Annotated in this window: 21 protein-coding genes and 3 tRNA genes; 8 read left to right on the plus strand and 16 right to left on the minus strand. The window is 35.7% G+C overall.

Features of this window, described 5'->3' with window-relative positions; all coding sequences use genetic code 11:
- Window positions 1-40 precede the first annotated feature (40 nt).
- From DS031_RS13185 to DS031_RS13195, 3 genes are read left to right on the plus strand one after another with little or no spacing between them, the layout of a single operon-like run.
- Window positions 41-244: a hypothetical protein gene (locus DS031_RS13185; RefSeq protein ID WP_113806536.1), complete on the plus strand. Its 204-nt coding sequence runs from the start codon at window positions 41-43 to the stop codon at window positions 242-244.
- Window positions 244-600 (plus strand): hypothetical protein, encoded by a 357-nt coding sequence (locus DS031_RS13190; RefSeq protein ID WP_113806537.1) that lies wholly within the window; start codon window positions 244-246, stop codon window positions 598-600. Before DS031_RS13185 ends, DS031_RS13190 begins: the two co-directional genes overlap by 1 nt.
- A 1-nt stretch (window position 601) precedes the next feature.
- On the plus strand, window positions 602-889 hold the full coding sequence (locus DS031_RS13195; RefSeq protein ID WP_113806538.1) for a hypothetical protein: 288 nt from the start codon (window positions 602-604) through the stop codon (window positions 887-889).
- Here the strand turns inward: DS031_RS13195 and DS031_RS13200 are convergent.
- Together DS031_RS13200 and DS031_RS13205 are read right to left on the minus strand one after the other, a co-directional pair.
- Window positions 886-1,140 carry a hypothetical protein gene (locus tag DS031_RS13200; RefSeq protein ID WP_113806539.1) on the minus strand — a complete coding sequence of 85 codons (255 nt, stop codon included), beginning with the start codon at window positions 1,138-1,140 and terminating at the stop codon, window positions 886-888. The genes DS031_RS13195 and DS031_RS13200 overlap by 4 nt on opposite strands.
- Before the next feature lie 9 nt (window positions 1,141-1,149).
- Window positions 1,150-1,395, minus strand: coding sequence for a hypothetical protein (locus DS031_RS13205; protein WP_113806540.1), 246 nt, complete (start codon window positions 1,393-1,395; stop codon window positions 1,150-1,152).
- Window positions 1,396-1,941: 546 nt separating this feature from the next.
- On the opposite strand from DS031_RS13205, the gene DS031_RS13210 reads away from it, so the two are divergent.
- The 5 genes from DS031_RS13210 (at window position 1,942) to DS031_RS13230 (ending at window position 8,622) form a co-directional block, all read left to right on the plus strand.
- Window positions 1,942-2,904 (plus strand): carbohydrate ABC transporter permease, encoded by a 963-nt coding sequence (locus tag DS031_RS13210; protein WP_113806541.1) that lies wholly within the window; start codon window positions 1,942-1,944, stop codon window positions 2,902-2,904.
- The gene (locus DS031_RS13215) at window positions 2,904-3,731 is read left to right on the plus strand and encodes a carbohydrate ABC transporter permease (RefSeq protein ID WP_113806542.1); all 828 of its coding nucleotides are present in this window, start codon (window positions 2,904-2,906) and stop codon (window positions 3,729-3,731) included. The genes DS031_RS13210 and DS031_RS13215 overlap by 1 nt, the downstream gene beginning before the upstream one ends.
- 124 nt (window positions 3,732-3,855) lie before the next feature.
- Complete coding sequence (locus tag DS031_RS13220) at window positions 3,856-5,136, plus strand: ABC transporter substrate-binding protein (protein WP_113806543.1); 1,281 nt, start codon at window positions 3,856-3,858, stop codon at window positions 5,134-5,136.
- Between the two features lie 91 nt (window positions 5,137-5,227).
- Window positions 5,228-7,036 carry a sensor histidine kinase gene (locus tag DS031_RS13225; RefSeq protein WP_113806544.1) on the plus strand — a complete coding sequence of 603 codons (1,809 nt, stop codon included), beginning with the start codon at window positions 5,228-5,230 and terminating at the stop codon, window positions 7,034-7,036.
- The gene (locus tag DS031_RS13230; RefSeq protein ID WP_113806545.1) at window positions 7,033-8,622 is read left to right on the plus strand and encodes a response regulator; all 1,590 of its coding nucleotides are present in this window, start codon (window positions 7,033-7,035) and stop codon (window positions 8,620-8,622) included. Before DS031_RS13225 ends, DS031_RS13230 begins: the two co-directional genes overlap by 4 nt.
- Before the next feature lie 62 nt (window positions 8,623-8,684).
- Here the strand turns inward: DS031_RS13230 and rlmH are convergent, their stop codons facing one another.
- The 14 genes from rlmH to dnaB form a co-directional block, all read right to left on the minus strand.
- Window positions 8,685-9,164, minus strand: coding sequence for a 23S rRNA (pseudouridine(1915)-N(3))-methyltransferase RlmH (rlmH, locus tag DS031_RS13235; protein WP_113806546.1), 480 nt, complete (start codon window positions 9,162-9,164; stop codon window positions 8,685-8,687).
- An 82-nt stretch (window positions 9,165-9,246) separates the two neighbouring features.
- Window positions 9,247-9,405, minus strand: a complete 159-nt coding sequence (locus DS031_RS13240) for a CxxH/CxxC protein (protein ID WP_113806547.1) — start codon at window positions 9,403-9,405, stop codon at window positions 9,247-9,249.
- A gap of 177 nt (window positions 9,406-9,582) precedes the next feature.
- Window positions 9,583-10,800 (minus strand): S1C family serine protease, encoded by a 1,218-nt coding sequence (locus DS031_RS13245; protein WP_113806548.1) that lies wholly within the window; start codon window positions 10,798-10,800, stop codon window positions 9,583-9,585.
- Window positions 10,801-11,014: 214 nt separating this feature from the next.
- Window positions 11,015-11,809, minus strand: coding sequence for an MBL fold metallo-hydrolase (locus DS031_RS13250; protein WP_113806549.1), 795 nt, complete (start codon window positions 11,807-11,809; stop codon window positions 11,015-11,017).
- Window positions 11,806-12,612 (minus strand): two-component system regulatory protein YycI, encoded by an 807-nt coding sequence (locus tag DS031_RS13255; RefSeq protein WP_181833147.1) that lies wholly within the window; start codon window positions 12,610-12,612, stop codon window positions 11,806-11,808. The genes DS031_RS13250 and DS031_RS13255 overlap by 4 nt, the downstream gene beginning before the upstream one ends.
- Window positions 12,599-13,936, minus strand: a complete 1,338-nt coding sequence (locus DS031_RS13260; RefSeq protein ID WP_113806551.1) for a YycH family regulatory protein — start codon at window positions 13,934-13,936, stop codon at window positions 12,599-12,601. The genes DS031_RS13255 and DS031_RS13260 overlap by 14 nt, the downstream gene beginning before the upstream one ends.
- Complete coding sequence (walK, locus tag DS031_RS13265; RefSeq protein WP_113806552.1) at window positions 13,933-15,747, minus strand: cell wall metabolism sensor histidine kinase WalK; 1,815 nt, start codon at window positions 15,745-15,747, stop codon at window positions 13,933-13,935. The genes DS031_RS13260 and walK overlap by 4 nt, the downstream gene beginning before the upstream one ends.
- A gap of 3 nt (window positions 15,748-15,750) precedes the next feature.
- Window positions 15,751-16,461, minus strand: a complete 711-nt coding sequence (yycF, locus tag DS031_RS13270) for a response regulator YycF (RefSeq protein WP_113806553.1) — start codon at window positions 16,459-16,461, stop codon at window positions 15,751-15,753.
- Window positions 16,462-16,618: 157 nt separating this feature from the next.
- Window positions 16,619-18,091, minus strand: coding sequence for a peptidoglycan DD-metalloendopeptidase family protein (locus DS031_RS13275; protein ID WP_113806554.1), 1,473 nt, complete (start codon window positions 18,089-18,091; stop codon window positions 16,619-16,621).
- A gap of 289 nt (window positions 18,092-18,380) precedes the next feature.
- Window positions 18,381-18,456, minus strand: a tRNA-Phe gene (locus DS031_RS13280).
- A 17-nt stretch (window positions 18,457-18,473) separates the two neighbouring features.
- Window positions 18,474-18,549: transfer RNA gene (locus DS031_RS13285), tRNA-Asp, on the minus strand.
- A 76-nt stretch (window positions 18,550-18,625) separates the two neighbouring features.
- Window positions 18,626-18,701, minus strand: a tRNA-Lys gene (locus DS031_RS13290).
- A gap of 113 nt (window positions 18,702-18,814) precedes the next feature.
- Entirely contained in the window at window positions 18,815-20,104 is a 1,290-nt protein-coding gene (locus DS031_RS13295) for an adenylosuccinate synthase (RefSeq protein ID WP_113806555.1), read from the minus strand.
- A gap of 435 nt (window positions 20,105-20,539) precedes the next feature.
- Complete coding sequence (gene dnaB, locus DS031_RS13300) at window positions 20,540-21,904, minus strand: replicative DNA helicase (protein WP_113806556.1); 1,365 nt, start codon at window positions 21,902-21,904, stop codon at window positions 20,540-20,542.
- Window positions 21,905-21,919 lie beyond the last annotated feature (15 nt).

Below are 21,919 nucleotides of genomic sequence, written 5' to 3' on the forward strand. Positions count from 1 at the left end.
TATTTTCCTTTCATTGCTATCCCATTAGGGAGGTGATAAAATGGCGAAATTCACTTTTCACTCTTTCTCTATTGATAACCTTTCCGATTCTTCTGGTGTGTTTTCGGGAGATAATTATCAGACTAACTTCTCATCTATCGGGAAGAAAAATGAAGGAAATGGAATGATTAATGGAGATCATAATGTGCTTTTTAATAATAAGCATGTAGTAATGAAAAGAAAAAACGGGCAGGAAAAAGAGTAATGTGGTTCTGGAAAAAAAACAATACCTATAAGAAAGAAATTAGCGAATTACAAAACCAAATAAAAGATTTACAATTGGAGATCGCATCATCAAGAAAGCAACCCATTGAATATCATTTTCATATTAATCACGTTGATATTCATAATCCGACACTCGAACAATTATCGTTTACACTTGATCAATTGGATATTGAGGATTTGAGCGGGGCATTAAATCTAGGAAACAATTTTGGTGTTTCAATTGGGGAACAGAAGAATAGAAAACAGAATTTAAAACAGAAACATCAAAATGAAAAGCGAGCGATAAAAAAAACGAAAGACGGATATTCTTTTTCTTTTCATCAAAAGGAGGAATAAAATGGGGATGCTTTCACCCAACTTTTTCATCGGCACGATTCGCATCGGAACAGTTGAAGGTGCTTCCTGTATAAATTTCGGTAACAACACACCAACAGGATTTGAGAGCTATAAAAAACAAAATCAAGGATTAGGTTCCATAAGCGGCGATCACAACAATATTGAAGGCTTGCGTTCACTACTGAATGATTCTGCAATCATGGATTTACTCGTGAATAGCAAAGAACATAACATTCCGGAGTGGATGCAAACTTTACTTAAAGAAAAGCTGAAAAAGGGAGAACATTAATCTTTTTTCCCTTTTTCATCTATCTTTTGTTCTTCTCCATAAGAAATATTTTCAATTGGCGTATCTATAATGTCATTATCATAAACGACATTAACGTTCTGAATGAGTATATTTTGATCCCCAATTACTTCTCCTAAAGCATTATTTTCTTTGTATTGTGTTTTCCAATTCACCTGAGTGTTCTCACCAACAAAAAATCCTGAATTCGCATGGATATAATTGATTTGAATTGAATCAAATTGAATACTCATCTGTTCACCTTAATATTGAATAGTAGGCTGTGGATTTACAATATTAGGGCTAAAAATTGGTGTATCAAATAGATCATTGTCAATTACAGTATTTAAGTTATTAGTCGCAACAACAAATCCAATCGGCACGCCAGCAGCAAAATTATTTTTCCCTTGCCATGACCAATCTTGTTGGTTGTTTTGACCAGTCGCAATAGTAGCATTTTCATTAATTGCATTTACTGCAATTTGATTAAACACAACTGATACCGGCATAAAGTTCCCTCCCTATAAACCTCTGTATTTTTACACTATTCTTCTATTATCTAAAAGGTGCAGGCACTTCTATCTAAGCTATTACGAAATAAAAGGACTCACTTATAAAAAAGAAATTTTTATTAACTAAAAAACTCAAAGAAGCTGACTTAAAGGGGCAAACCTTGATAAGTCAGTTTTTTCTATTTTGAATACGAAGAATTTTTTAGACGCTTTGCTTTTCGTTTATTCATTAGTTTTTTTGCAATTGGATAAAGAATTGGACCATACTTCACCGCAGCTTTTATTAACCGCTTCATCATAAATCCCTCCTGTTTTCTTGCTCGTTATATTCCCGTTTTACAGCCATTAAAAACATAGAAGGTATCATTTAAATATCCGCCTCATCTATCATAAACGCAGCCATAAAAGATCATCATAAAAGGTGTAAAATTGTGAAGGGGTCAAAATTTTATACCTTTTTAGTCAATCTAACCCCCTCTTCATTGCATAAGCTATCCCTTATAATTAAAACTGAAAGCGATTACAAATAGGTGGTGAGCAAAGATGAAATCTGAAGCATTAAAAGCGTCAACTCACAGTGAAACAAAACAACTTAAGAATAAAGACGAAGCGGCAAAAAAGGCAAAACGAAAACACAAACTGAAAAATTTCCTTACGTATTCAGCATTTGTTGGACCAGCGTTATTATTTTTCCTTGTCATTCAAATCATTCCGTTTCTAATGGGTGTATATTATTCATTTACATCTTGGAATGGAGTAAGCACAACGATTGAATGGATAGGTTTTCAAAACTACATTCAAATTTTTACAAATGATCCGAAGTTTTTTGATTCCTTTATGTTTACAACGAAATTTATGTTTGCAGCAGTTGTGATTAGTAACCTAATTGGGTTTAGCTTAGCCCTCCTTCTAAATCAAGCATTAAAAACGCGCAACATTTTACGTACGGCCTTTTTTATTCCAAACGTTATTGGCGGACTATTACTAGGATTTATTTGGCAGTTTATTTTTGTAAAAGGATTTGCGGCAGTTGGAAAAATGACCGATATTGCCTTCTTTCAGCTTCCATGGCTCGGAGATACGAAAACAGCTTTCTGGGGAATTGTCATCGTATTCGCATGGCAAATTAGCGGATATATGATGATTATTTATATCGCAGCCTTACAAGGTGTTGATAATTCTCTTTTAGAAGCAGCTAGAATTGACGGAGCAAACAATTTTACAATCCTAACAAAAATTATTATTCCATTAATTATCCCGGCGTTTACAATTTGTTTCTTCTTAACGATTTCAATGGCATTTAAAATCTTTGACTTGAACCTTTCATTAACAGGCGGCGGACCGTTTAACTCGACTCAGTCTGTAGCAATTAATATTTACCAAGAAGCATTCCAAAACAACCGATATGGACTAGGAACAGCTAAGTCAATTCTATTCTTTATCGTTGTAGTAATCTTTACAACAATTCAAGTAATGGTTACAAAGAAAAAAGAGGTGGAAGCATAATGGGTGAAAAATATACAAAAACCACATTTATATTAGAAATTTTAGGGATTTTGATCGCGATCCTATTCTTGATTCCCTTCTATTTTGTACTTGTAAATTCTGTAAAAAGCTTTTCAGCGATCTTAATTGATGCAGCAGCATTACCGAAAGAAATTTTATTTTCAAACTTTACGAAAGTGTGGGACATTATTAACTTTCCGAAAGTATTCTGGAATTCACTAATTATTACGGTATGTAGTAATATCGGCCTTGTAATCATTAGTTCCATGGCTGCATGGAAAATGGTGAGAACCCCTGGCAAATTTAATAAAATTTTATTTATCTTTTTCGTATCAGCGATGGTTATTCCATTCCAAACAGTGATGATCCCACTGATGAAGCTTGGTGGAATGCTCGGCATTACAAACAGCATTCCAGGACTTATTATGATGTACTTTGGTTTTGGTGTACCACTATCATTATTTCTTTATCACGGTTTTGTGAAAACAGTTCCACTTGAAATTGAAGAATCAGCAAGAATTGATGGATGCAGTCAGTTCGGGGTATTTTGGAGAATTGTCTTTCCACTATTAAAACCAATTACAGTAACGGTTGTCATTTTAAACACACTTTGGATTTGGAATGATTTCTTATTACCGCTTCTTGTTCTGCAAGATCCAGAATTAAGAACAATTCCACTTGCAACAAGCTCATTTTTTGCTCAATATACAAAACAATGGGATATGGGACTTGCTGCGCTTGTATTAGGTATTACACCGATTATTATTTTCTTCTTATTCTTACAAAAACACATTATTAAAGGAATCGCTGCTGGTTCAATTAAATAATTTGTAAGCGATTGCTGACTCTAAAACTTGATCACGTTATCAACTTTTGTATCCTTTTTAATCAAAGAGATACGAAAATAAAATAGCACTACTATATAAAACATCATTAGGGAGGTTAATTTTTATGAAACGCTTGTTAATGCTTGGTTTATCACTTGCTTTAATGGTTGGAATCTTTGCCGGATGTTCTGGCGGCGAAGAAGCATCCGATACTAATAAAGACGCTGGTGCAGATGGCGATGTTGTCACACTTGATATGTTTCAATTCAAAGTTGAAATTGCGGATCAAATGCAGGCTATGATTGATGAATTTGAAAAAGAACACCCAAACATTCAAGTAAATCTTGAAACAGTTGGCGGCGGCGCTGACTATGGTGCGGCATTAAAATCAAAAGTAGCATCAGGTGAAACACCAGATATTTTTAACAATGGTGGGTTTAAAGAATTAGAGCTTTGGAAAGAGCATTTAGCAGATCTTTCTGATGAGCCTTGGGCTGAAAACGTTCTTCCTATCGGTAAAGTTCCAATGACAGATGAAGACGGCAAGCTTTATGGTATGCCTGTAAACCTTGAAGGATATGGCTTTATTTATAACAAAGATTTATTTGAAAAAGCTGGCATTACTGAAAAACCAACAACAATTTCTGAGCTTAAAGATGCGGCTAAGAAACTTGAAGCTGCGGGTATCATTCCTTTTGCAGCAGGATATGGTGAATGGTGGGTTATCGGTCAGCACTTATTAAACATTCCATTCGCACAGCAGGGAGATTCTGAAGCATTTATTAAAGGATTATATGACGGTTCAACAACAATCACTGGAAATGAACAATTTAAAAACTTTAAAGAAGTATTAGATACAGAAATTAAATTCTCTAATGATAATCCATTAACAACAGATTACAACACACAAGTTACACTATTTGCAGCTGGTGAAGCAGCAATGCTTCAGCAAGGTAACTGGACAGAAAACATGATTTATGAGATTAACCCTGACATCAACATGGGCTTCTTACCAATTCCTCTTAGCGATGATAAAGCTGATGCAGACCGTTTACCTGTAGGAGTTCCTAATAACTGGGTACTTAACAAAAACTCTGAGCATCTTGAAGAAGCAAAAACATTCTTAAACTGGATGGTATCTTCTGAAACTGGTAAACGTTACATTACAGAAGAATTTAAATTCATCCCAGCGTTTGATAACATTGAACCAGCTGGATTAGGTGCTCTTGGCGAAGACATCTTAGCATACTCAAAAGACGAGCAAACAATTCCTTGGACTTGGTTCAGATGGCCGGATGGTGCAAACAAAGAGTTTGCTGCAGCAATCCAAGAATATGCTGCTGGCCAAATTGATTACGATACGCTTCTTGAAAAGCTTCAAACTTCTTGGGATAACTTAAAATAATCGGTTATTAACTTATATGGAAAGCATGTTTATTATAAACATGCTTTCTATTTTTATCTTCTGTATACTGAGGAATTGAGGTGATTAGAAAGTGTTTAAAAATAATATTCGCAATAAGCTCATTCTTCTTTTACTTTTAGTAACCATTTTGCCATTTGGAAGTTCCATCATTCTCACCTATATGTATACGAAGGAATCGTTAAAAGATCAAGCTATTCAAGAAAATATTAACCTTCTCTATCAAGGAAAAAGCAATTTTCAAACGTATCTTGAAGACATTCACGGCCTTGCTTTATCGATTTACAGTCAACCGAAATTTATGAACTTTTTGCGTTCTCCTTCTCAGGAAAATGATTATGTCACAATGGGAACAGTAAAAAATTTTATGCAAACTCTTTTGTATGTGGAAGAAAGTGTAGAACGAGTTTATATGCATATCGTGAAACAAAACAAATCGTTTTATGTTTCCAAAACATCTACAATGGTATTTGAAAAAAAGGAAAATATGAAAAACCAAAAAATTTATAATGAAATAAAAAGCAATCCTTCTCACCTGTATATTGAACCACTCCATTTTCAAGGTTCTTATGATCCACTTGAAAATAACACTGTACCAAAACAGGTGTTTACCGTACATCGCGCTATTATTAATATTCCTTCTGATGAAATCATTGGCTATATGTCAATTGATGTGTTACCAGAAAAAGTGTTCGAGCTTAGTGAAAATCTCTTTAATAAAGAAACAGAAGAATTTTATATTTTAACACCAGATGGAGATATTTTTTATAACTCTCACAAAAATGCCTCAAATCCCGAGACGAACCAAGAGTGGATCTCAAAATTATTAGCAGCTTCAACAGAAAATGGGGCATTAGAATGGCAAGATAATACGTTTAACGGCGTAATGATTTATGACCGCATCGCTCCTTCTCAAGGCGGCTGGGTGATCGTAAAACGCATTCCTTATACAACTTTATATGAAAGTGCTTTTAACGTAACAAAGATGAATATTTTAATCGGTGTTTTCGTGTTAATTCTCGTTATTTTTGCAACATTGTTCGTTTCTTTTAAAATTACTTCCCCTATTCGAATATTGGTGAAAAATATTCAAGAAATTGAAGAAGGAAACATGAAAGTCCAGTTTAAATCATTAGGAAATGATGAGATTGGCGTGCTTGGTGAACGTTTTAAAAGAATGATTGAAAAGATCAATCACTTAATTAACCGCGAATATAAGCTTGAAATTGAAAATAAAACCAATCAATTAAAAGTGCTCCAATCGCAAATTAATCCGCATTTCCTATACAATACGTTGCAATCAATTGGGACAATTGCACTTAAAAATAAAGTACCTCAAATTTATACACTGATTACTCATCTTTCTCAAATTATGAGGTATGGGATGAATATGCAGGAAGATATGGTTCCGTTAACAAAGGAAATTAATCACTCGAAAAGCTATTATTTATTGCAAAAAGAACGCTTTACCGATAGCCTTGACTATACCATTGATGTCGATGAAGACGTCATGCAAATTCTTGTTCCAAAAATGATTTTGCAGCCGCTCATTGAAAATTACTTTCAGCACGGCTTTGATATTCGCCAAGAAATAGGAAAAATTGAAATGAGAGGAAGAAAAATCAATAACTTTTTACTTATAAAAATTTGTGATAACGGGACAGGCATCCAAGAAGAACGACTAGAAGAAATTCGACTTCATCTTGAAACGGGAAAACGAAGAAATGAAGCAGAACGAGAAAGCATTGGCTTAAAAAATGTTCACGATCGTTTAAAGCTTTACTACGGGGAAAGTGCTTCTTTAAACTTTTCCAATCGAGAAAGCGGCGGACTTTGTGTCATAATAAAAATTCCAATTAACGAGAAAGGCGGGGAACTATGAAAGCAATTATCGTCGATGATGAAAAACACGTACGAGAAGGACTTTTACTGCTAGGCGACTTTGAAAGCTATGGAATCGAGACGATTTATGAAGCTGAAAATGGTGATCAAGCAATCGAGCTTATTTTACAGCATCGTCCTGAATTTATTTTTACAGATATGAGAATGCCAAAAAAAGATGGCATTGAACTGCTGAAATGGATTCAGGAAGCTGACCTTCATAGTAAAACAATTGTAATCAGCGGCTATGATGACTTTCAATATATGCGCAGCGCTCTCTTTTACGGAAGTTTTGATTATATATTAAAACCTATTGATCCAGATGTCCTTCATCAAACATTAGAAAAGGCTGTAAAGGAATGGAAAAAGCAGGATCTTGAACGACAGTCACTTTTAGAACAAAATATCGTCATTAATGAAGTTAAACCCTTATATTGGAATCATTTCTTCTCAAAGCTTTTGCAGCAATCAACAATTTCAAGTTCGGAAATAGCTAAAATAGAAAAGGAATTTCATGTTAACTTATGTAATGAACAGTGTACAATTGCACTAATTCCAATGAAAGTTATTATTAATAAACAGTTCCAAGGCGATGTAGATCTTGCCTTTTTTACCGTATTAAATATTTGTAATGAAATGTTAAAAACCTCTCAAACCGGATTTGCATTTCGCAATATGAATAACGAATTTGAACTTATTATTATTTTATGGAAACACAAAAATATCAATCAGCTTATTGAAGAAATTTTCTCTTCTATTTACCAATGTTTAAAAGTAAAATGTATGATTGCAGTTGGCCAAAAACATCCGGCTAATGGTGAATTAGTTCCTGCTTATCAATCAGCTGTTCACGTATTATTAAAGCATAATTTGTTAGAAAATAAAAAGTTAAACAAAATTTATACAAAACAAGACCTAACATTACATCCCTTGACACACCTTTTAGATTATTCACAAGAAATTAAGTTAGCTGTCCAAAGTGCAAGTATTGAACAAGTTGATCAGACATTGCAAAAAATTTATCAACCATTTAAAAACCAACATTACTTATCACTCGAGCAGTTAAAAGTATGGGAAAATGAAATTGAACTTCTAAAAAATCACTGGTTAAAAGAATATGAAATTAGTGATCAGCCTTCTCTCTATAGAGGATTTGATTATTGGCTTGATAACGGTGATTTTTCATTTGAAAAATTTGAAGAAGAAAAACAAAAAGAATTTCACGATTTAATTAAAACACTGTATGATACTGAATATCGAAAAGAAAAAAACAGCATGCAGCAAATTGAAGAATACTTACACAACCATTATCAAAAAGACATCAAGCTTCAAGAAATAGCCGATCAATTCTTTTTAAGCCGTGAATATATTTCAAGGAAATTCAAACAGGAATTTAATGAAAATATTTCCGATTACATCATAAAAATACGCATTGAAAAAGCAAAAACACTACTGAAAAATCCGCATTTGAAAATCTATGAAATTGCTAATCAAATTGGCTATCAAGATGATAAATATTTTAGTAAAGTCTTTAAAAAAATGGTGGGATTTACACCTAATGAATATCGTAAAAAAGTAGACAATTAAATTCGAATTTTTGGATAACAGCTAAGAAGTCACTTTCACTTGATGTGGAAGTGACTTTATGCTTACTTATGGTACGGTTCACCGCGATTAATCCGAAATGCCCTGTAAATCTGCTCAATTAAAACAAGTTTCATTAATTGATGGGGAAGCGTCATCTTTGAAAATGACAGCTCTTCATCAGCTCGTTTTAGAACCTCATCGCTTAAACCGAGCGATCCACCAATAATAAAGGCAACTTTGCTTTTTCCGTATGTTGCAAGCTGATCAAGCTTTTTAGCAAATTGCTCTGATGAATGCTGCTTGCCGTTAATCGCAAGGGCAATGACATATGTATCTGGCGAAATTTTTGCCAAAATCCGCTCCCCTTCTTTTTGCTTTACTTCATTCATTTCTGCTTCACTTAATGTTTCAGGTGCTTTTTCATCGGGTATTTCAATAATGGTAAGCTTTGCATAAGGTCCGAGCCTTTTTTCATATTCGGCAATTCCTTGTTTTAAATATTTTTCTTTTAATTTTCCAACTGAAATAATTGATAGATTCATACATTTATCCCCCAAAATCTAAAACTATCCACAGAACTTATCCACATATACACAGCTTTTATCCACATCCTGTATGGGAATACTAGTTCGATACAACATATGCTGCCTCGTTTTGGCAAAATTCGCATTTTGTGAAATCTTTTGTATCATTTGTGAATTCTTCTAATACTGGCGGGGTTTCCCATTTATCAACAGCATAATCAAGTGCTAATTCTATATGTTCTTTACAGCAATAAATCATCTTTTTCGACTCCTTTCACGGCAAGTATATCACATTTAAATTTTCCTCGAATCCCATCACCTTTTTTATACACATTCGCGTTTGAAAGTATCCGGTGCTCTTAATATTTTAACCCTTTAAAGTGATTTTCTTTTCTCCTAAAGAAAAAAAGAAACAGGGAGCACCTGTTTCTTGCAATTATAATCCTTGTTCTTGTGTAAGCTTTAATGCTGCTGTTTGTTTTTCACCGTTTCGATAAAAGGTAATTTTAAGCTCTTCGCCAATTTCTTTTTCTTTATATAAATATTTCCGTAATTCTACCACATCTTCTACTTTTTGACCATCTAATTCTGTAATAACATCAAGTTCTTCCATTCCTGCTCGTTGGGCTGGAGAATTTGGTACAACACTCATCACAACAATTCCATAATCAATATCGTTTGGAATCTTTAATGTTTGATTCCAATGATAGGTTGGCACTTCTGATAAAGAGCGCAAATTAACACCTATAAATGGCCGCTCAACTTTTCCTGTTTGCTCCAATGAGGTAATAATTGGTTCTGCAATATTAATTGGAATAGAGAAACCAATTCCTTCAACCGCTTCTTGAGCAATTTTACTTGAATTAATTCCAATTACTTGTCCAGCAATATTAATAAGGGCCCCTCCACTGTTACCTGGATTAATCGATGCGTCTGTTTGAATCACTTCTGCCTGCCAGTCTGATACACCGTCCCCATCAAAATCGACTGGAATGGTACGATCAGGATTACTTACAATTCCTTGTGTAACAGTTCCTTCTAAGAATCCAAGAGGGTTTCCAATCGCAATTGCCGGCTCTCCAGGCTTTAATGCTTCTGAACTGCCAAACTGGGCAATGCTGTTAACTTTTGCACCATCCACTCTTAATACTGCTAAATCCATGAGCGGATCAGAACCAATTAATTCTGCTGGAATTTTCGTTCCATCGCTTAAACTAATTTCAAGCTGGTTCGCACCTTCTACGACATGGTGATTCGTTACGACAAAAGCATTTTCACCTTCTTTTTTATAAATCACACCTGAACCTGATCCAGCTTCACCGTATCCTTCTTCCCAAAGACTTGTTTGCTGTAAATTAATGACCCCCACAACAGAATCCTTCGCTTTTTCCACAGCTTTTGTTATATCCGTATTTACATCTACGTTAATCGTCTGTGTCATTGCATTGCCATCTTCTATGTTAGGTTCGCTTTCAATGACCGCTTCATTGCTTTGAATATTTGGAAGCAGTCCCCATTCTGAAAGTGCTGGAACGGAAATCAATATTAAAAATGCGCCAAGAATCGCCCCTAATAATCCTGCTAAAAACCAACCTCCACGATTTCCTTTTTGTTTTTGGGAACGCGTCGTATAGTCTTCATCATAATACCCCACAACTGTCACCTTTCCTTTCGACTAAGGGAATTTCAATTTGCCTATTTATATTATAAAATGAAAGACAAAATTCCCGCAGAATATGGTACGTTTTTGACATTTTTCCATATTCATTTGATATTTTAATTGTTGCTCCAATCAATCCTCGAAAAGAACTTTGCTTTTCTTTCTTCCCACTCACATTCCATTCTAAACACACGATGAGCAGTTTCTGTTACAAAACTTCAAGGCCTGTTGGAACAGAAGGATCCGTGTCCATTAATTTTAAGTTATTTCCAATGACAAATCCCTGCTCTTCAAGCATTTGCTGAACAGTCATTCGTGCCAAGTCTTTCATGTTATTATCTTTGCTTAAATGCGCTAAATAAATACGCTTTGTTTGATCTCCAATCACATCAGAAAGAGCAAGGGCAGCATCTTTATTACAGACATGTCCAACATCGCTTAAAATGCGGCGCTTTACATTCCATGGATAACGTCCCATCATTAACATATCAACATCATGATTTGATTCAAATACAAATACATCTGAATTCTGAATCGTACCTTTCATGCGATCACTTACATATCCTGTATCTGTAATTAAAGTCAGCTTCTTTCCCTGATGATGAAAGACATAAAACATTGGTTCTGCAGCATCGTGAGAAACACCAAATGATTCAATATTTAAATCATCAAAGCTTTTGACTGTCTCTATTTCAAAATGAAACTTCTGATCTAATGGAATACTGCCAATTAGCCCTTCCATTGCCTGCCATGTTTTTGTATTCGCGTAAATAGGAAGTTTATAACGCCTTGCCAGCACCCCAAGTCCTTTAATATGATCACTATGCTCATGCGTGACAAGAATACCGTTCAATTCTTTTGGATTAATTTCTCTTTTTGAAAACAGTGCTTCAAGCTGTTTGCCGCTTAACCCTGCATCAATTAACCATTTTTGTTTGTCTGTTGCGACGTACATTGCATTACCGCTTGAGCCGCTTGCAAGTACGCTAAACTGTAAACTCATGATGTTTTCTCTCCCTTATCTCCAGCAGCTCGTTTATCAATTAATCCATACACAGCGTTTACAAGATAACTGCGCTCATTGTTTACTTCAATATACCATGTTGGGACAAATACTTGGATTTCGCCTTCTACTGCACTGTAATAACCTAATTCCATTCTTGTTATGTTATCCTCATAAACAATATCATTGTTTTCATAAAGTCGATAAAGGGCTTTAATAGGTTCTAAAATCGGATGTTCATTTCCTTGTTTTGTAATATTTAAATAACTTTGCGTATAACCTGTTAATTCCCCTTCATCATTTTTGAATAGATGAATTTGGCCTCGTTTGCTTTCAAGATTATAAAAAATAGGACGTCCTTCATATGTTTGAGTTAAAATTACACTTTCATTCTCTTGATGATGATCAGTCCATCTTATATAATCTGTGCTGTTGAACGTATATGTTTGTAAAAAGTTTAACAGTTGGGCCTCTGTACTTGGCATTGTTCCCGGTTCTTTAAAGGAACCTGTCAATAATGTCTGATTTTCAATTAATTGAATGTTTAAATTTTTTCCTTCTAACTGCTTGATCTTTTCTTCATCAAATTTTTGAACTTGTCCACTAATAGGCGCTAACTTCTCAGGTGCTTGAGAAAGCTTTTTATACGTAATTTTAGATTGTTTGAGCTGTTCTTCTATCGAAGAAACAGGAATAAAATCAAACTGATTCTCATTTTTCTTTTCAATTAATTGAAAGCCAAGAAATAGATTAAGGACAAGGAAAGTTAAAATAAAAATCGTTTTCGTTCTACTCCAATCCATAAGGCCACCTTTCTCCTGCTTCATAAGTTAACTGTTTGCTTTCCATCAACGCTTCCCACTTTCCTTGGTAATTGACAAACCAAGTAGGTGTAAAACTAAGACGAGTACTTTGCGTTGTAATCGAATAACCGATTGCAATTTTATTAACTTTAGAAATCTCATACTTTGAATTCGATTTTAAGTAATCCATGATTTCATATCCTGAAGATAGGGTTGTTTCTCCGCGCGGTGTAGGACTAATAGAGCGCTCAATACTTAAAAGAGACCGTTCATATTTTAATACTTCTGCTCCCTGCCATTCAATTTCAATTTTACTTGCCGGTGAACCAAAGGATGGATAACCGTTAAATATGAGACGATAGTTAATTTCATTAATGTTTCTTGGAGTCCAATTGTACAATACAAATGGATCAGTCCAGCCACCATGACCATTAATAAAGCGGAAACTTTTTACAATCGATGACTCTGTATCTGTTTCATTTTCATTATTTCTTGATGGATTAATATAAATTAGTGATTGCAGCTGATTATTTACCTTTAATTCATGACTCCCATCTGTATAAAGAGTTTCCCCACCTGTATCACTGCTTTTTCTTACAAAACTTATATCGTTAAAGAGAGCATGCATAAACTCATCCTCATCTAACGGCGGCGGATAGGTATCATAACCTGTAATATTAACAGGTTTTTCAGGTAAATAAACAGGTGGTTTTGCTTCGTTTAATATTTCCATAAAAAATCGTTCATAAGCCTGGCTTTCTTCTTCAACTAGTTTGTTATAATGAGCAAAGGATTGATTGATTAGCCTTGCTTCAATAAAACTTCCTTCAGTATAAGAAATAAACCGAGCCATTGTTCGGTTATTATCTTCATAAATAATAATGCGATCTACGAGCTGTAATGTTGATTGTTCATCATTAAATTCAAACAATTGAGCATACATTTCCATTGAAATGGCGGTTGGGAAAATAAATTCCAGGCTATCTTTTCTCTCTAACAATGAAAGAAGTTCTTCACGAGCTTCAGGGTCAAGGGATTTATCTCGAAAGTTATCAAAAGATGCTTCAAGCAGCTTTTCGTAAAACGGTGAATGATGACCCGTATCAAATGTGCTTAAATGCTGATTATTTACATGGAGAACAACCTGTTCCGGACGGATAATATCACTTAAGCTTTCTTCTTTTCCAACCGTATATTTTTTTACTAATTCAATATTTTTAAGTGTTTCTAAGTACGGTTGATAGACCCATAACTGCCACGTTAAAAAAGCGCTTAAGAGCACGAGAACATATAATATAAAGGTTTTAATTTTTTCAATACTCATCGGCGACCAACCTCACTTACTTTCTTATAGGGAAGAGTAAAGTAAATTGTTGTTCCGATTCCCCATTCACTTTCTGCCCAAATATCACCGCCATGGGTATGAATCATCTCTTTTGCAATCGCAAGACCAAGCCCCGTTCCTCCTAATTGACGTGACCTTGCTCGATCAACGCGATAAAAACGATCAAAGATTTTAGATAGATTTGCTTTTGGAATGCCTACACCTTCATCACTTACACTTACACGAATTTTTTTACCCTGCAGCCAGCAGCGAAATGTAATTGTTCCTCCCTCAGGAGAATATTTAAGGGCATTAGAAATAATATTATCAAGAACTTGTGTTAGTTTATCTTTATCTCCGTAAACAACTACTTTTAAATCTTGAAGCTGCCTTACAAATTGAATATTTTCATTTTTAGACATTTCAAAGCGATCAATGATTTTATGAAAGTACTCCACAAAATCAAAGCTTACCATTGTAAGCTGATATTCTTTTTTATCCATTTTTGAAAGCTGAAGCAAATCATTTACAAGGCGAATCATGCGATCTGTTTCATTCTGTGTCACGCTTAAAAATTTTGGAGCAATATCTGGATCCTGCCACGCCCCGTCTTGAAGAGCTTCAAGATAGCTTTTTAATGTTGTCAGCGGTGTGCGCAGTTCATGTGACACATTCACAACAAACTCTCGGCGTTCTTGTTCAATCTGTTCTTGCTCTGTCACATCATGCAGAACAGTAATTAACCCGTTAATTTCATTTTCTTCATTTTGAATAAGCGAGAAGTTTGCTCGCAAAATATAAGTTTGTTCATCATTGCTAAAGTCAAGAAGCATCGAGTCCGAGCCAATATAAAGATCATCCCATGTTAAATCTTTGGATAGACGAAGCAAATTTAACAGCGGTGTCCCTAACACATTTTGTCTTGATACATTTAACATCTGTTCAGATCGGTCATTCATTAAAATAATCATCCCATCGCTATCTGTCGCAATAACGCCATCAGTCATATAGGACAACACCGAACTTAACTTTTTGCGTTCCCCTTCTGTAATCGCATTGGCTTCCTGCAGCCTTTTTGTTAAGTCATTAAACGCAGAGGCAAGCTGACCAATTTCATCATCCCCGTAAACCTTTACTTTACGTGAAAAATCCCCACGCGCCATAATAAGGGCATGTTTTCGCATATCTGTCATCGGTTTTGTAATGGTGCGTGCTAAAACAATTCCTAAAATAGCCGTTATTACCAGGGCAATAATTGTACCTGTTACTAAAATTTTGTTAATATCTTTCATCTGTGTGTAAATATCTTCCATTGACGCTTCGATATAAATAGCGCCTTTAACTGTATCATTATTTTTAATTGGCATAGCGAGTACATAAATACGATGTCCTGTATTAGGATCTCTTAAAACCTCGCCTTCTGATGAACCAAGTAAGGCAATCTTGACACGCGGATCACTCGTCCGCTGTCCTCCAACCCCTGTAATAATATTTTTTGCAATCACTTCTCCATTAAAATCAATAACTTGAATTTCGCGAATTGTTTCCGATTGAGAATTTCTCACAATATCAGCAATACGTACTTTAAAATTATCTTTTTTATTAGCGGATTCACTCTCAAATTCTTCAGAAAGATTATAAGCGAGTAATTCAACTCGCTCATTCACAGATTTTATAAAATTATCTCTCAGCTTTGCTTCGAGCTGTTGAATAAAATACACACTAATAATTTGAACTGTAACTAAAATAAGCAGTACATAAATAAGCGCTAATTTAACATGTATCGAACGAAAAAATTTCACTTTACCCATTTCTTACTGCTCCTGATCAGGGTTTTGCAAATAATACCCTACTCCTCGTCTTGTAATAATCCAAAGCGGGTGACTTGGGTTATCTTCTACTTTCTCACGCAAACGTCTTACTGTTACATCAACTGTTCGAACATCACCGAAGTAATCATAACCCCATACCGTTTGTAAAAGATGTTCGCGCGTCATAACTTGACCAATATGTTTTCCTAAATAGTGAAGCAGCTCAAATTCACGATGGGTAAGCTCAATTTTATCCCCGCGTTTTGTGACAATATAAGAATCCGGGTGAATCGAAAGTTCACCAACGACAATTTCAGCAACCTTCCCACTTTCTTGTGCTGGTGCATCATTTTGATGGCGGCGGAGATTTGCTTTTACCCGGGCAATTAATTCTCTTGCACTAAATGGCTTCGTTACGTAATCATCTGCACCAAGTTCAAGACCAAGCACTTTATCAATCTCTGAATCTTTTGCTGTCAGCATAATAATCGGAAATTGATATTTCTTTCTCACTTCTCGACATACTTCCATTCCATCTTTTTCAGGAAGCATAATATCCAGCAGCATTAGATCTGGCTGTCCATCTTCTACTTTTTGAAGGGCATCAGCTCCATCGTAAGCAACAAGGACCTCATAGCCTTCTTTTTCTAAATGAAATTGCAAAATATCTGCAATTGGCTGTTCATCATCTACTACAAGTATTTTCTTTGGCATATCGTTTACACTCCTTTAAGTAGAGGTTCCAATTATCTATTTAAAATTATCTTTTTAAAAACATCTCTTATATTCTACCACAATGACTGCAGGTGTTACACGAATTCCACAATGCAAGAAAACCTCTAGTCTTTTCAGCCTAGAGGTTTCTTCCTATTTATTTTAAATAGTCCATTGGATTTTGAAGCTCACCGCTTTTATATACTTCAAAGTGTAAATGAACACCCGTTGAATCGCCAGTTGAACCCATTACTCCAATTGACTGACCTTTTGAAACAACTTGACCAACTGAAACATTAATAGAAGCTAAATGAGAATAAGAAGTTCGCATGCCATTATTATGGTTAATCACGATTTGATTGCCATATCCACCATTGCTTCCTGCAGAAACAATTGTCCCATTATCAGCTGCTAAAATCGAGCGCGTACGAGGACCTGCAATATCAATCCCTTTATGAAAAGCTCCCCAACGCATTCCTTGATGACTTGTAATGACACCGCCATCTGCCGGCCAGCCAAGACTGCCTGTTCCTCGTGATGGAATGACCTTGGTTCCTTTTAAAACAATTTTGGTTGTTGGCTCTTCAATTACCTGTTTATTTGTTACTCCACGCTTTATGATTTGGCCATTTTCTTTCATAATTTGATAAGTAACTTCTTGTAAACCTTCTTTTCCTTCTTGTACAACTTTTGTTTCCCCTTTTAAGAGATCCTCAGTCGTTTGAATTTCTGTTTCATAAGGCATTGCTTCTTCCTTTTTTAAAGCTTCCTGAACGATCAATTTTAGAAAAGGTTCGTATGCTGTTACAGCTAGTTCTTGATCAATTTGAAGATATGATTCCTCTGATAAAGAAGGGTTCAAGGCAATTAAATCGTCAACAGATAAATCATACTGAACAGCGATTTCCCCTAACACATCTCCTTCTTTAACCATATATTTCTTTTCTTCTAATGTCCCTTTATTTAAAAGAGTAAGGATTTTATCGTTCGGTAAAATTTGATCCGGCAGTACTTCTTCTTGAGTTAAATTTACTTCTGCAGATAAATCAACAGATTGAATAACAGACTCACCATCTGCTGCTTTTACCTCTTCACCTTGTTCTAATGCCTGCATGACTTCTTCTGATACATATTGTGCTTTAAACTGCTCAATAATTGCTTGTGCGGACGCTTCATCTTTTGCATATCCAACCGTCTTATCAGCAATCACTATTTTTATAGCTTCTGCTTTAATCGCTAACATATCACTTAGTTTTTCAACAACTTCAGCATTGTCGTATTGAGGCATAAATTCCTTCTTTGGAACAAATTCAATATTTGAACCAATTGTCAGCTGCATCCCATTATAATCCTCTGCCATTTCAGCGACATAGTCATACACCTGCTGCAGTACTTCATGTTTATCTGTAACCGTTCCAACCGGCTCCCCATTTACTTGTACTTCATAAACGGTTTGAATGATGCTTATATCTAGAGAAGCGGCAGAAACTTGACTGCTGGGTGCCGCTGTAAAAATAGAAGCAGCAATCATAAAAGCACATGCAGCCTTTGGAATACGTTTTATTTGTTTATGGGTAGATTTTAATTTTTCTCGTGTTATTTTATGTAGACGCTTCTTTGCTGCGCTCATTTTTTATTTCCTCCTAAATGGTCTTCCTAACAACTAAAAGTAGGACAATATTCACCTTTAGAAGGTTATCATAAAATCTCTTCATAATAGTCTTTGTAAACTATTTGTAATATAAATGTATTATAGGTGTAAAAAATATCGCCTTTTTTGTCGAATTGATAATGATTATTGAAAAATATGGAATTTAAATAGAGAAAACTATATAGATAATAATTTGGGTGAGTCTAGTGAAAATAGCACAAAAAAGCATGATAGAAATTCTATCATGCTTGAAATGTTTTAAATAAAATGGTGGCTCGAGACGGAATCGAACCGCCGACACGAGGATTTTCAGTCCTCTGCTCTACCGACTGAGCTATCGAGCCAAATACATGTATGAAAATGGCGGTCCCGACCGGGATCGAACCGGCGATCTCCTGCGTGACAGGCAGGCATGTTAACCGCTACACCACGGGACCAATAACTAGTTCACTAAAACTACAAGTAAAATCATAGCATATTTTATTGCTGCATGTAAAGATTTTTTTATAAAAATGGTGAGCCATGGAGGATTCGAACCTCCGACCCTCTGATTAAAAGTCAGATGCTCTACCGGCTGAGCTAATGGCTCAAATTAGCGACATTTATTATAATATCATTATATTTATCATTGCGCAAGTTTTTTATTTTAAAAATAAGAAGTCCGGTAAACATAAGAAGCTCACCAGACTTCTACTTTTCTAATTATTGACCGAATACTCCGCGAATCATGTTGGTTTGATTACGATCAGGTCCTACGGAAAAGATCGATAATGGAATACCTGTAAGCTGTGAAACGCGCTCTAAATAATGACGGGCATTTTCAGGAAGTTCACCTAATGTTTTTACTCCTGTAATATCCTCTTCCCATCCAGGCATTTCTTCATACACAGGCTCACATTCCGCTAAGATCTTTAAGCTTGCTGGAAATTCTTCCATTACTTCACCTTTATATTTATAAGCAACACAGATTTTTACTGTTTCAAGCCCTGTTAAAACATCAATGGAGTTTAGTGATAAGTCAGTAATTCCACTTACACGACGAGCATGACGAACCACTACGCTGTCAAACCAACCAACACGGCGAGGGCGCCCTGTTGTTGTACCGTACTCATTGCCAATTTCACGAATTCTTTCACCAATTTCATTATCTAACTCAGTTGGGAATGGACCATCACCAACACGAGTGGTGTAAGCTTTTGAAACACCCACAACATGGTTAATTTTAGATGGACCTACACCTGAACCAATTGTAACCCCACCGGCAATTGGGTTCGAAGACGTTACAAATGGGTATGTACCTTGGTCAATATCAAGCATAACGCCTTGAGCACCTTCAAATAACACGCGGCGCCCTGCATCAAGTGCATCATTTAATACAACAGATGTATCCACAACATACTTTGCAAACTGCTGACCATACTCATAATACTCATCTAAAATGTCTTCAATCTTAAATCCTTCTGATTCATACATTTTCTCAAGAAGGCGATTTTTCTCTTTTAGATTAATTTCTAATTTTGCTTTAAATTCTTCTTTATCAAGGAGATCAGCAATACGGATACCAACACGAGCAGCTTTATCCATATAAGCAGGACCGATTCCTTTTTTCGTTGTTCCAATCTTATTTGCACCTTTGCGCTCTTCTTCAAGGGCATCTAACTTTAAGTGATAAGGTAAAATGACGTGGGCACGATTGCTAATACGTAAGTTATCTGTACTTACATCTTGATCATGTAAATAGTTTAACTCTTCAACAAGCGCTTTCGGATCCACTACCATACCATTTCCAATGACACACGTTTTTTCACTATAGAAGATTCCAGATGGAATTAAATGAAGCTTATATTTTTTTCCGTTAAATACGATCGTATGACCCGCATTATTTCCACCTTGATAACGGGCAATCACTTCTGCATTTTCAGATAAATAATCAGTGATTTTCCCTTTTCCTTCATCTCCCCATTGCGTACCAACAACAACAACAGATGACAATATCAAGCACCTCCATCGGCTCTAGCAAATTAAATTTAAGTTTGTAATAATTTCAATTTCAAAACCAAAGTTAGTGTATCAGTTTACACTTGAAAAGTCAATAAAATCCGAACATTAATTTGTTTTTAAGTATGTTTTGTTCGTTTATATCTCTAATCGTCTAGTTTTCTTACACAATGTATAGTATGGCTTATTTTTTATTTTAAATAAGATGAAACGTTTACATTTTTTTAAAAAAAGTGATTAAAATCATAAAAGCCTTTTGCTTGTTTGCAAAAGGCTTTAAAAAAATAAGGAAGTATAAGTTTTGGTGTCCAGCTTCAGCGCCTTGTTCACCCCCTCGAGTCAAATAACCTTACGTCTTAAAGGCAAAAAGCGCCTTTTCGTCGTAAGAACATTTGCTTGTCGGGGGTGAACAAGGCGCTTGCGCTTTTCTTATGCACCAGGCGGCATTCCGCTCTCCTCATGACGGCGCTCTAAGTTTACGAACTTATTATATTCCTTTACAAAAGCAAGCTCTACTGTTCCTACTGGGCCATTACGCTGTTTTGCAATAATAATTTCAATAATATTTTTATTTTCACTTTCTTTATCATAGTAATCATCGCGATAAAGGAATGCAACAATATCCGCATCCTGCTCAATACTCCCTGATTCACGAATATCAGACATCATTGGACGCTTATCTTGACGAGACTCAACACCACGAGAAAGCTGGGATAAAGCGATCACCGGAACTTGGAGCTCCCGGGCGATTCCTTTTAAGGTCCTTGAAATCTCAGAAACCTCCTGCTGTCTGTTTTCCCCAGAGCGTCCGCTTCCTTGAATAAGCTGCAGGTAGTCAATCATAATCATACCTAGCCCATGTTCCTGCTTAAGACGCCTGCATTTTGCCCGAATTTCATTGACGCGTACACCCGGTGTATCATCAATATAAATACCAGCATTTGAAAGACTTCCCATCGCCATCGTCAATTTCTCCCATTCTTCTGGAGATAAATCACCTGTACGAAGACTTTGGGCATTAATATTTCCTTCCGCACAAAGCATACGCATCACAAGCTGGTCAGCACCCATCTCTAAACTAAAAATCGCCACATTTTCATTCGTTTTCGTGGCGACATTTTGCGAAATATTTAAGGCAAATGCGGTTTTTCCAACAGAAGGACGCGCCGCTACAATAATTAAATCGTTGCGCTGAAATCCTGCAGTCATGCGGTCAAGCTCTACAAACCCTGTTGGCACTCCTGTAATGTCGCCTTTTGTGTTTGTAAGCAATTCAATTTTGTCATATGTTTCAACAAGAACATCTTTGATGGCTTTAAATGAGCTTGAGCTTTTCCGCTGCGCGACTTCAAGAATGCTTTTTTCAGCTTCACTTAAGACAGTGTCCACTTGCGTTTCGCTTGCATAACCTTCTTGAGCAATGTCTGTTGCTGTTCGAATTAAACGACGCAAAATAGATTTCTCTTCAACAATTTTACTATAGTACCCTACATTTGCTGCAGTCGGTACGGCATTGGCAAGATCGCTTAAATAAGAAACCCCGCCAATTTCCTCAAGAAGCTTCCGATCTTGAAGCTCTGCTGTTACAGAAACAAGATCAATTGGTTCTCCTCGATCGGAAAGATCTAACATTACGTTAAAAATCTTTTGGTGTGCTGCCCGATAAAAATCTTCTGGTGTTAAACGTTCAGAAGCTCCTGTTAAGGCTTCCGGCTCAAGAAAAATAGCACCGAGAACAGCTTGCTCAGCTTCAATATTTTGAGGCGGGGTACGATCTGCAAATAAATCACTCATGATGACTCCTCCTGT

This window comes from Bacillus taeanensis, from assembly GCF_003318295.1.
Lineage (GTDB): Bacteria > Bacillota > Bacilli > Bacillales > UBA6769 > Maribacillus > Maribacillus taeanensis.

Coding starts and splice junctions, on each gene's coding strand:
- DS031_RS13275 (WP_113806554.1), bottom strand. CDS start 18,091: ATGAGCGCAGCAAAGAAGCGTCTACATAAAATAACACGAGAAAAATTA.
- yycF (WP_113806553.1), bottom strand. CDS start 16,461: ATGCCAAAGAAAATACTTGTAGTAGATGATGAACAGCCAATTGCAGAT.
- DS031_RS13250 (WP_113806549.1), bottom strand. CDS start 11,809: ATGAGTTTACAGTTTAGCGTACTTGCAAGCGGCTCAAGCGGTAATGCA.
- DS031_RS13210 (WP_113806541.1), top strand. CDS start 1,942: ATGAAATCTGAAGCATTAAAAGCGTCAACTCACAGTGAAACAAAACAA.
- walK (WP_113806552.1), bottom strand. CDS start 15,747: ATGGGTAAAGTGAAATTTTTTCGTTCGATACATGTTAAATTAGCGCTT.
- rlmH (WP_113806546.1), bottom strand. CDS start 9,164: ATGAATCTATCAATTATTTCAGTTGGAAAATTAAAAGAAAAATATTTA.
- DS031_RS13190 (WP_113806537.1), top strand. CDS start 244: ATGTGGTTCTGGAAAAAAAACAATACCTATAAGAAAGAAATTAGCGAA.
- dnaB (WP_113806556.1), bottom strand. CDS start 21,904: ATGAGTGATTTATTTGCAGATCGTACCCCGCCTCAAAATATTGAAGCT.
- DS031_RS13185 (WP_113806536.1), top strand. CDS start 41: ATGGCGAAATTCACTTTTCACTCTTTCTCTATTGATAACCTTTCCGAT.
- DS031_RS13215 (WP_113806542.1), top strand. CDS start 2,904: ATGGGTGAAAAATATACAAAAACCACATTTATATTAGAAATTTTAGGG.
- DS031_RS13205 (WP_113806540.1), bottom strand. CDS start 1,395: ATGCCGGTATCAGTTGTGTTTAATCAAATTGCAGTAAATGCAATTAAT.
- DS031_RS13260 (WP_113806551.1), bottom strand. CDS start 13,936: ATGAGTATTGAAAAAATTAAAACCTTTATATTATATGTTCTCGTGCTC.
- DS031_RS13230 (WP_113806545.1), top strand. CDS start 7,033: ATGAAAGCAATTATCGTCGATGATGAAAAACACGTACGAGAAGGACTT.
- DS031_RS13195 (WP_113806538.1), top strand. CDS start 602: ATGGGGATGCTTTCACCCAACTTTTTCATCGGCACGATTCGCATCGGA.
- DS031_RS13240 (WP_113806547.1), bottom strand. CDS start 9,405: ATGATTTATTGCTGTAAAGAACATATAGAATTAGCACTTGATTATGCT.
- DS031_RS13200 (WP_113806539.1), bottom strand. CDS start 1,140: ATGAGTATTCAATTTGATTCAATTCAAATCAATTATATCCATGCGAAT.
- DS031_RS13255 (WP_181833147.1), bottom strand. CDS start 12,612: ATGGATTGGAGTAGAACGAAAACGATTTTTATTTTAACTTTCCTTGTC.
- DS031_RS13220 (WP_113806543.1), top strand. CDS start 3,856: ATGAAACGCTTGTTAATGCTTGGTTTATCACTTGCTTTAATGGTTGGA.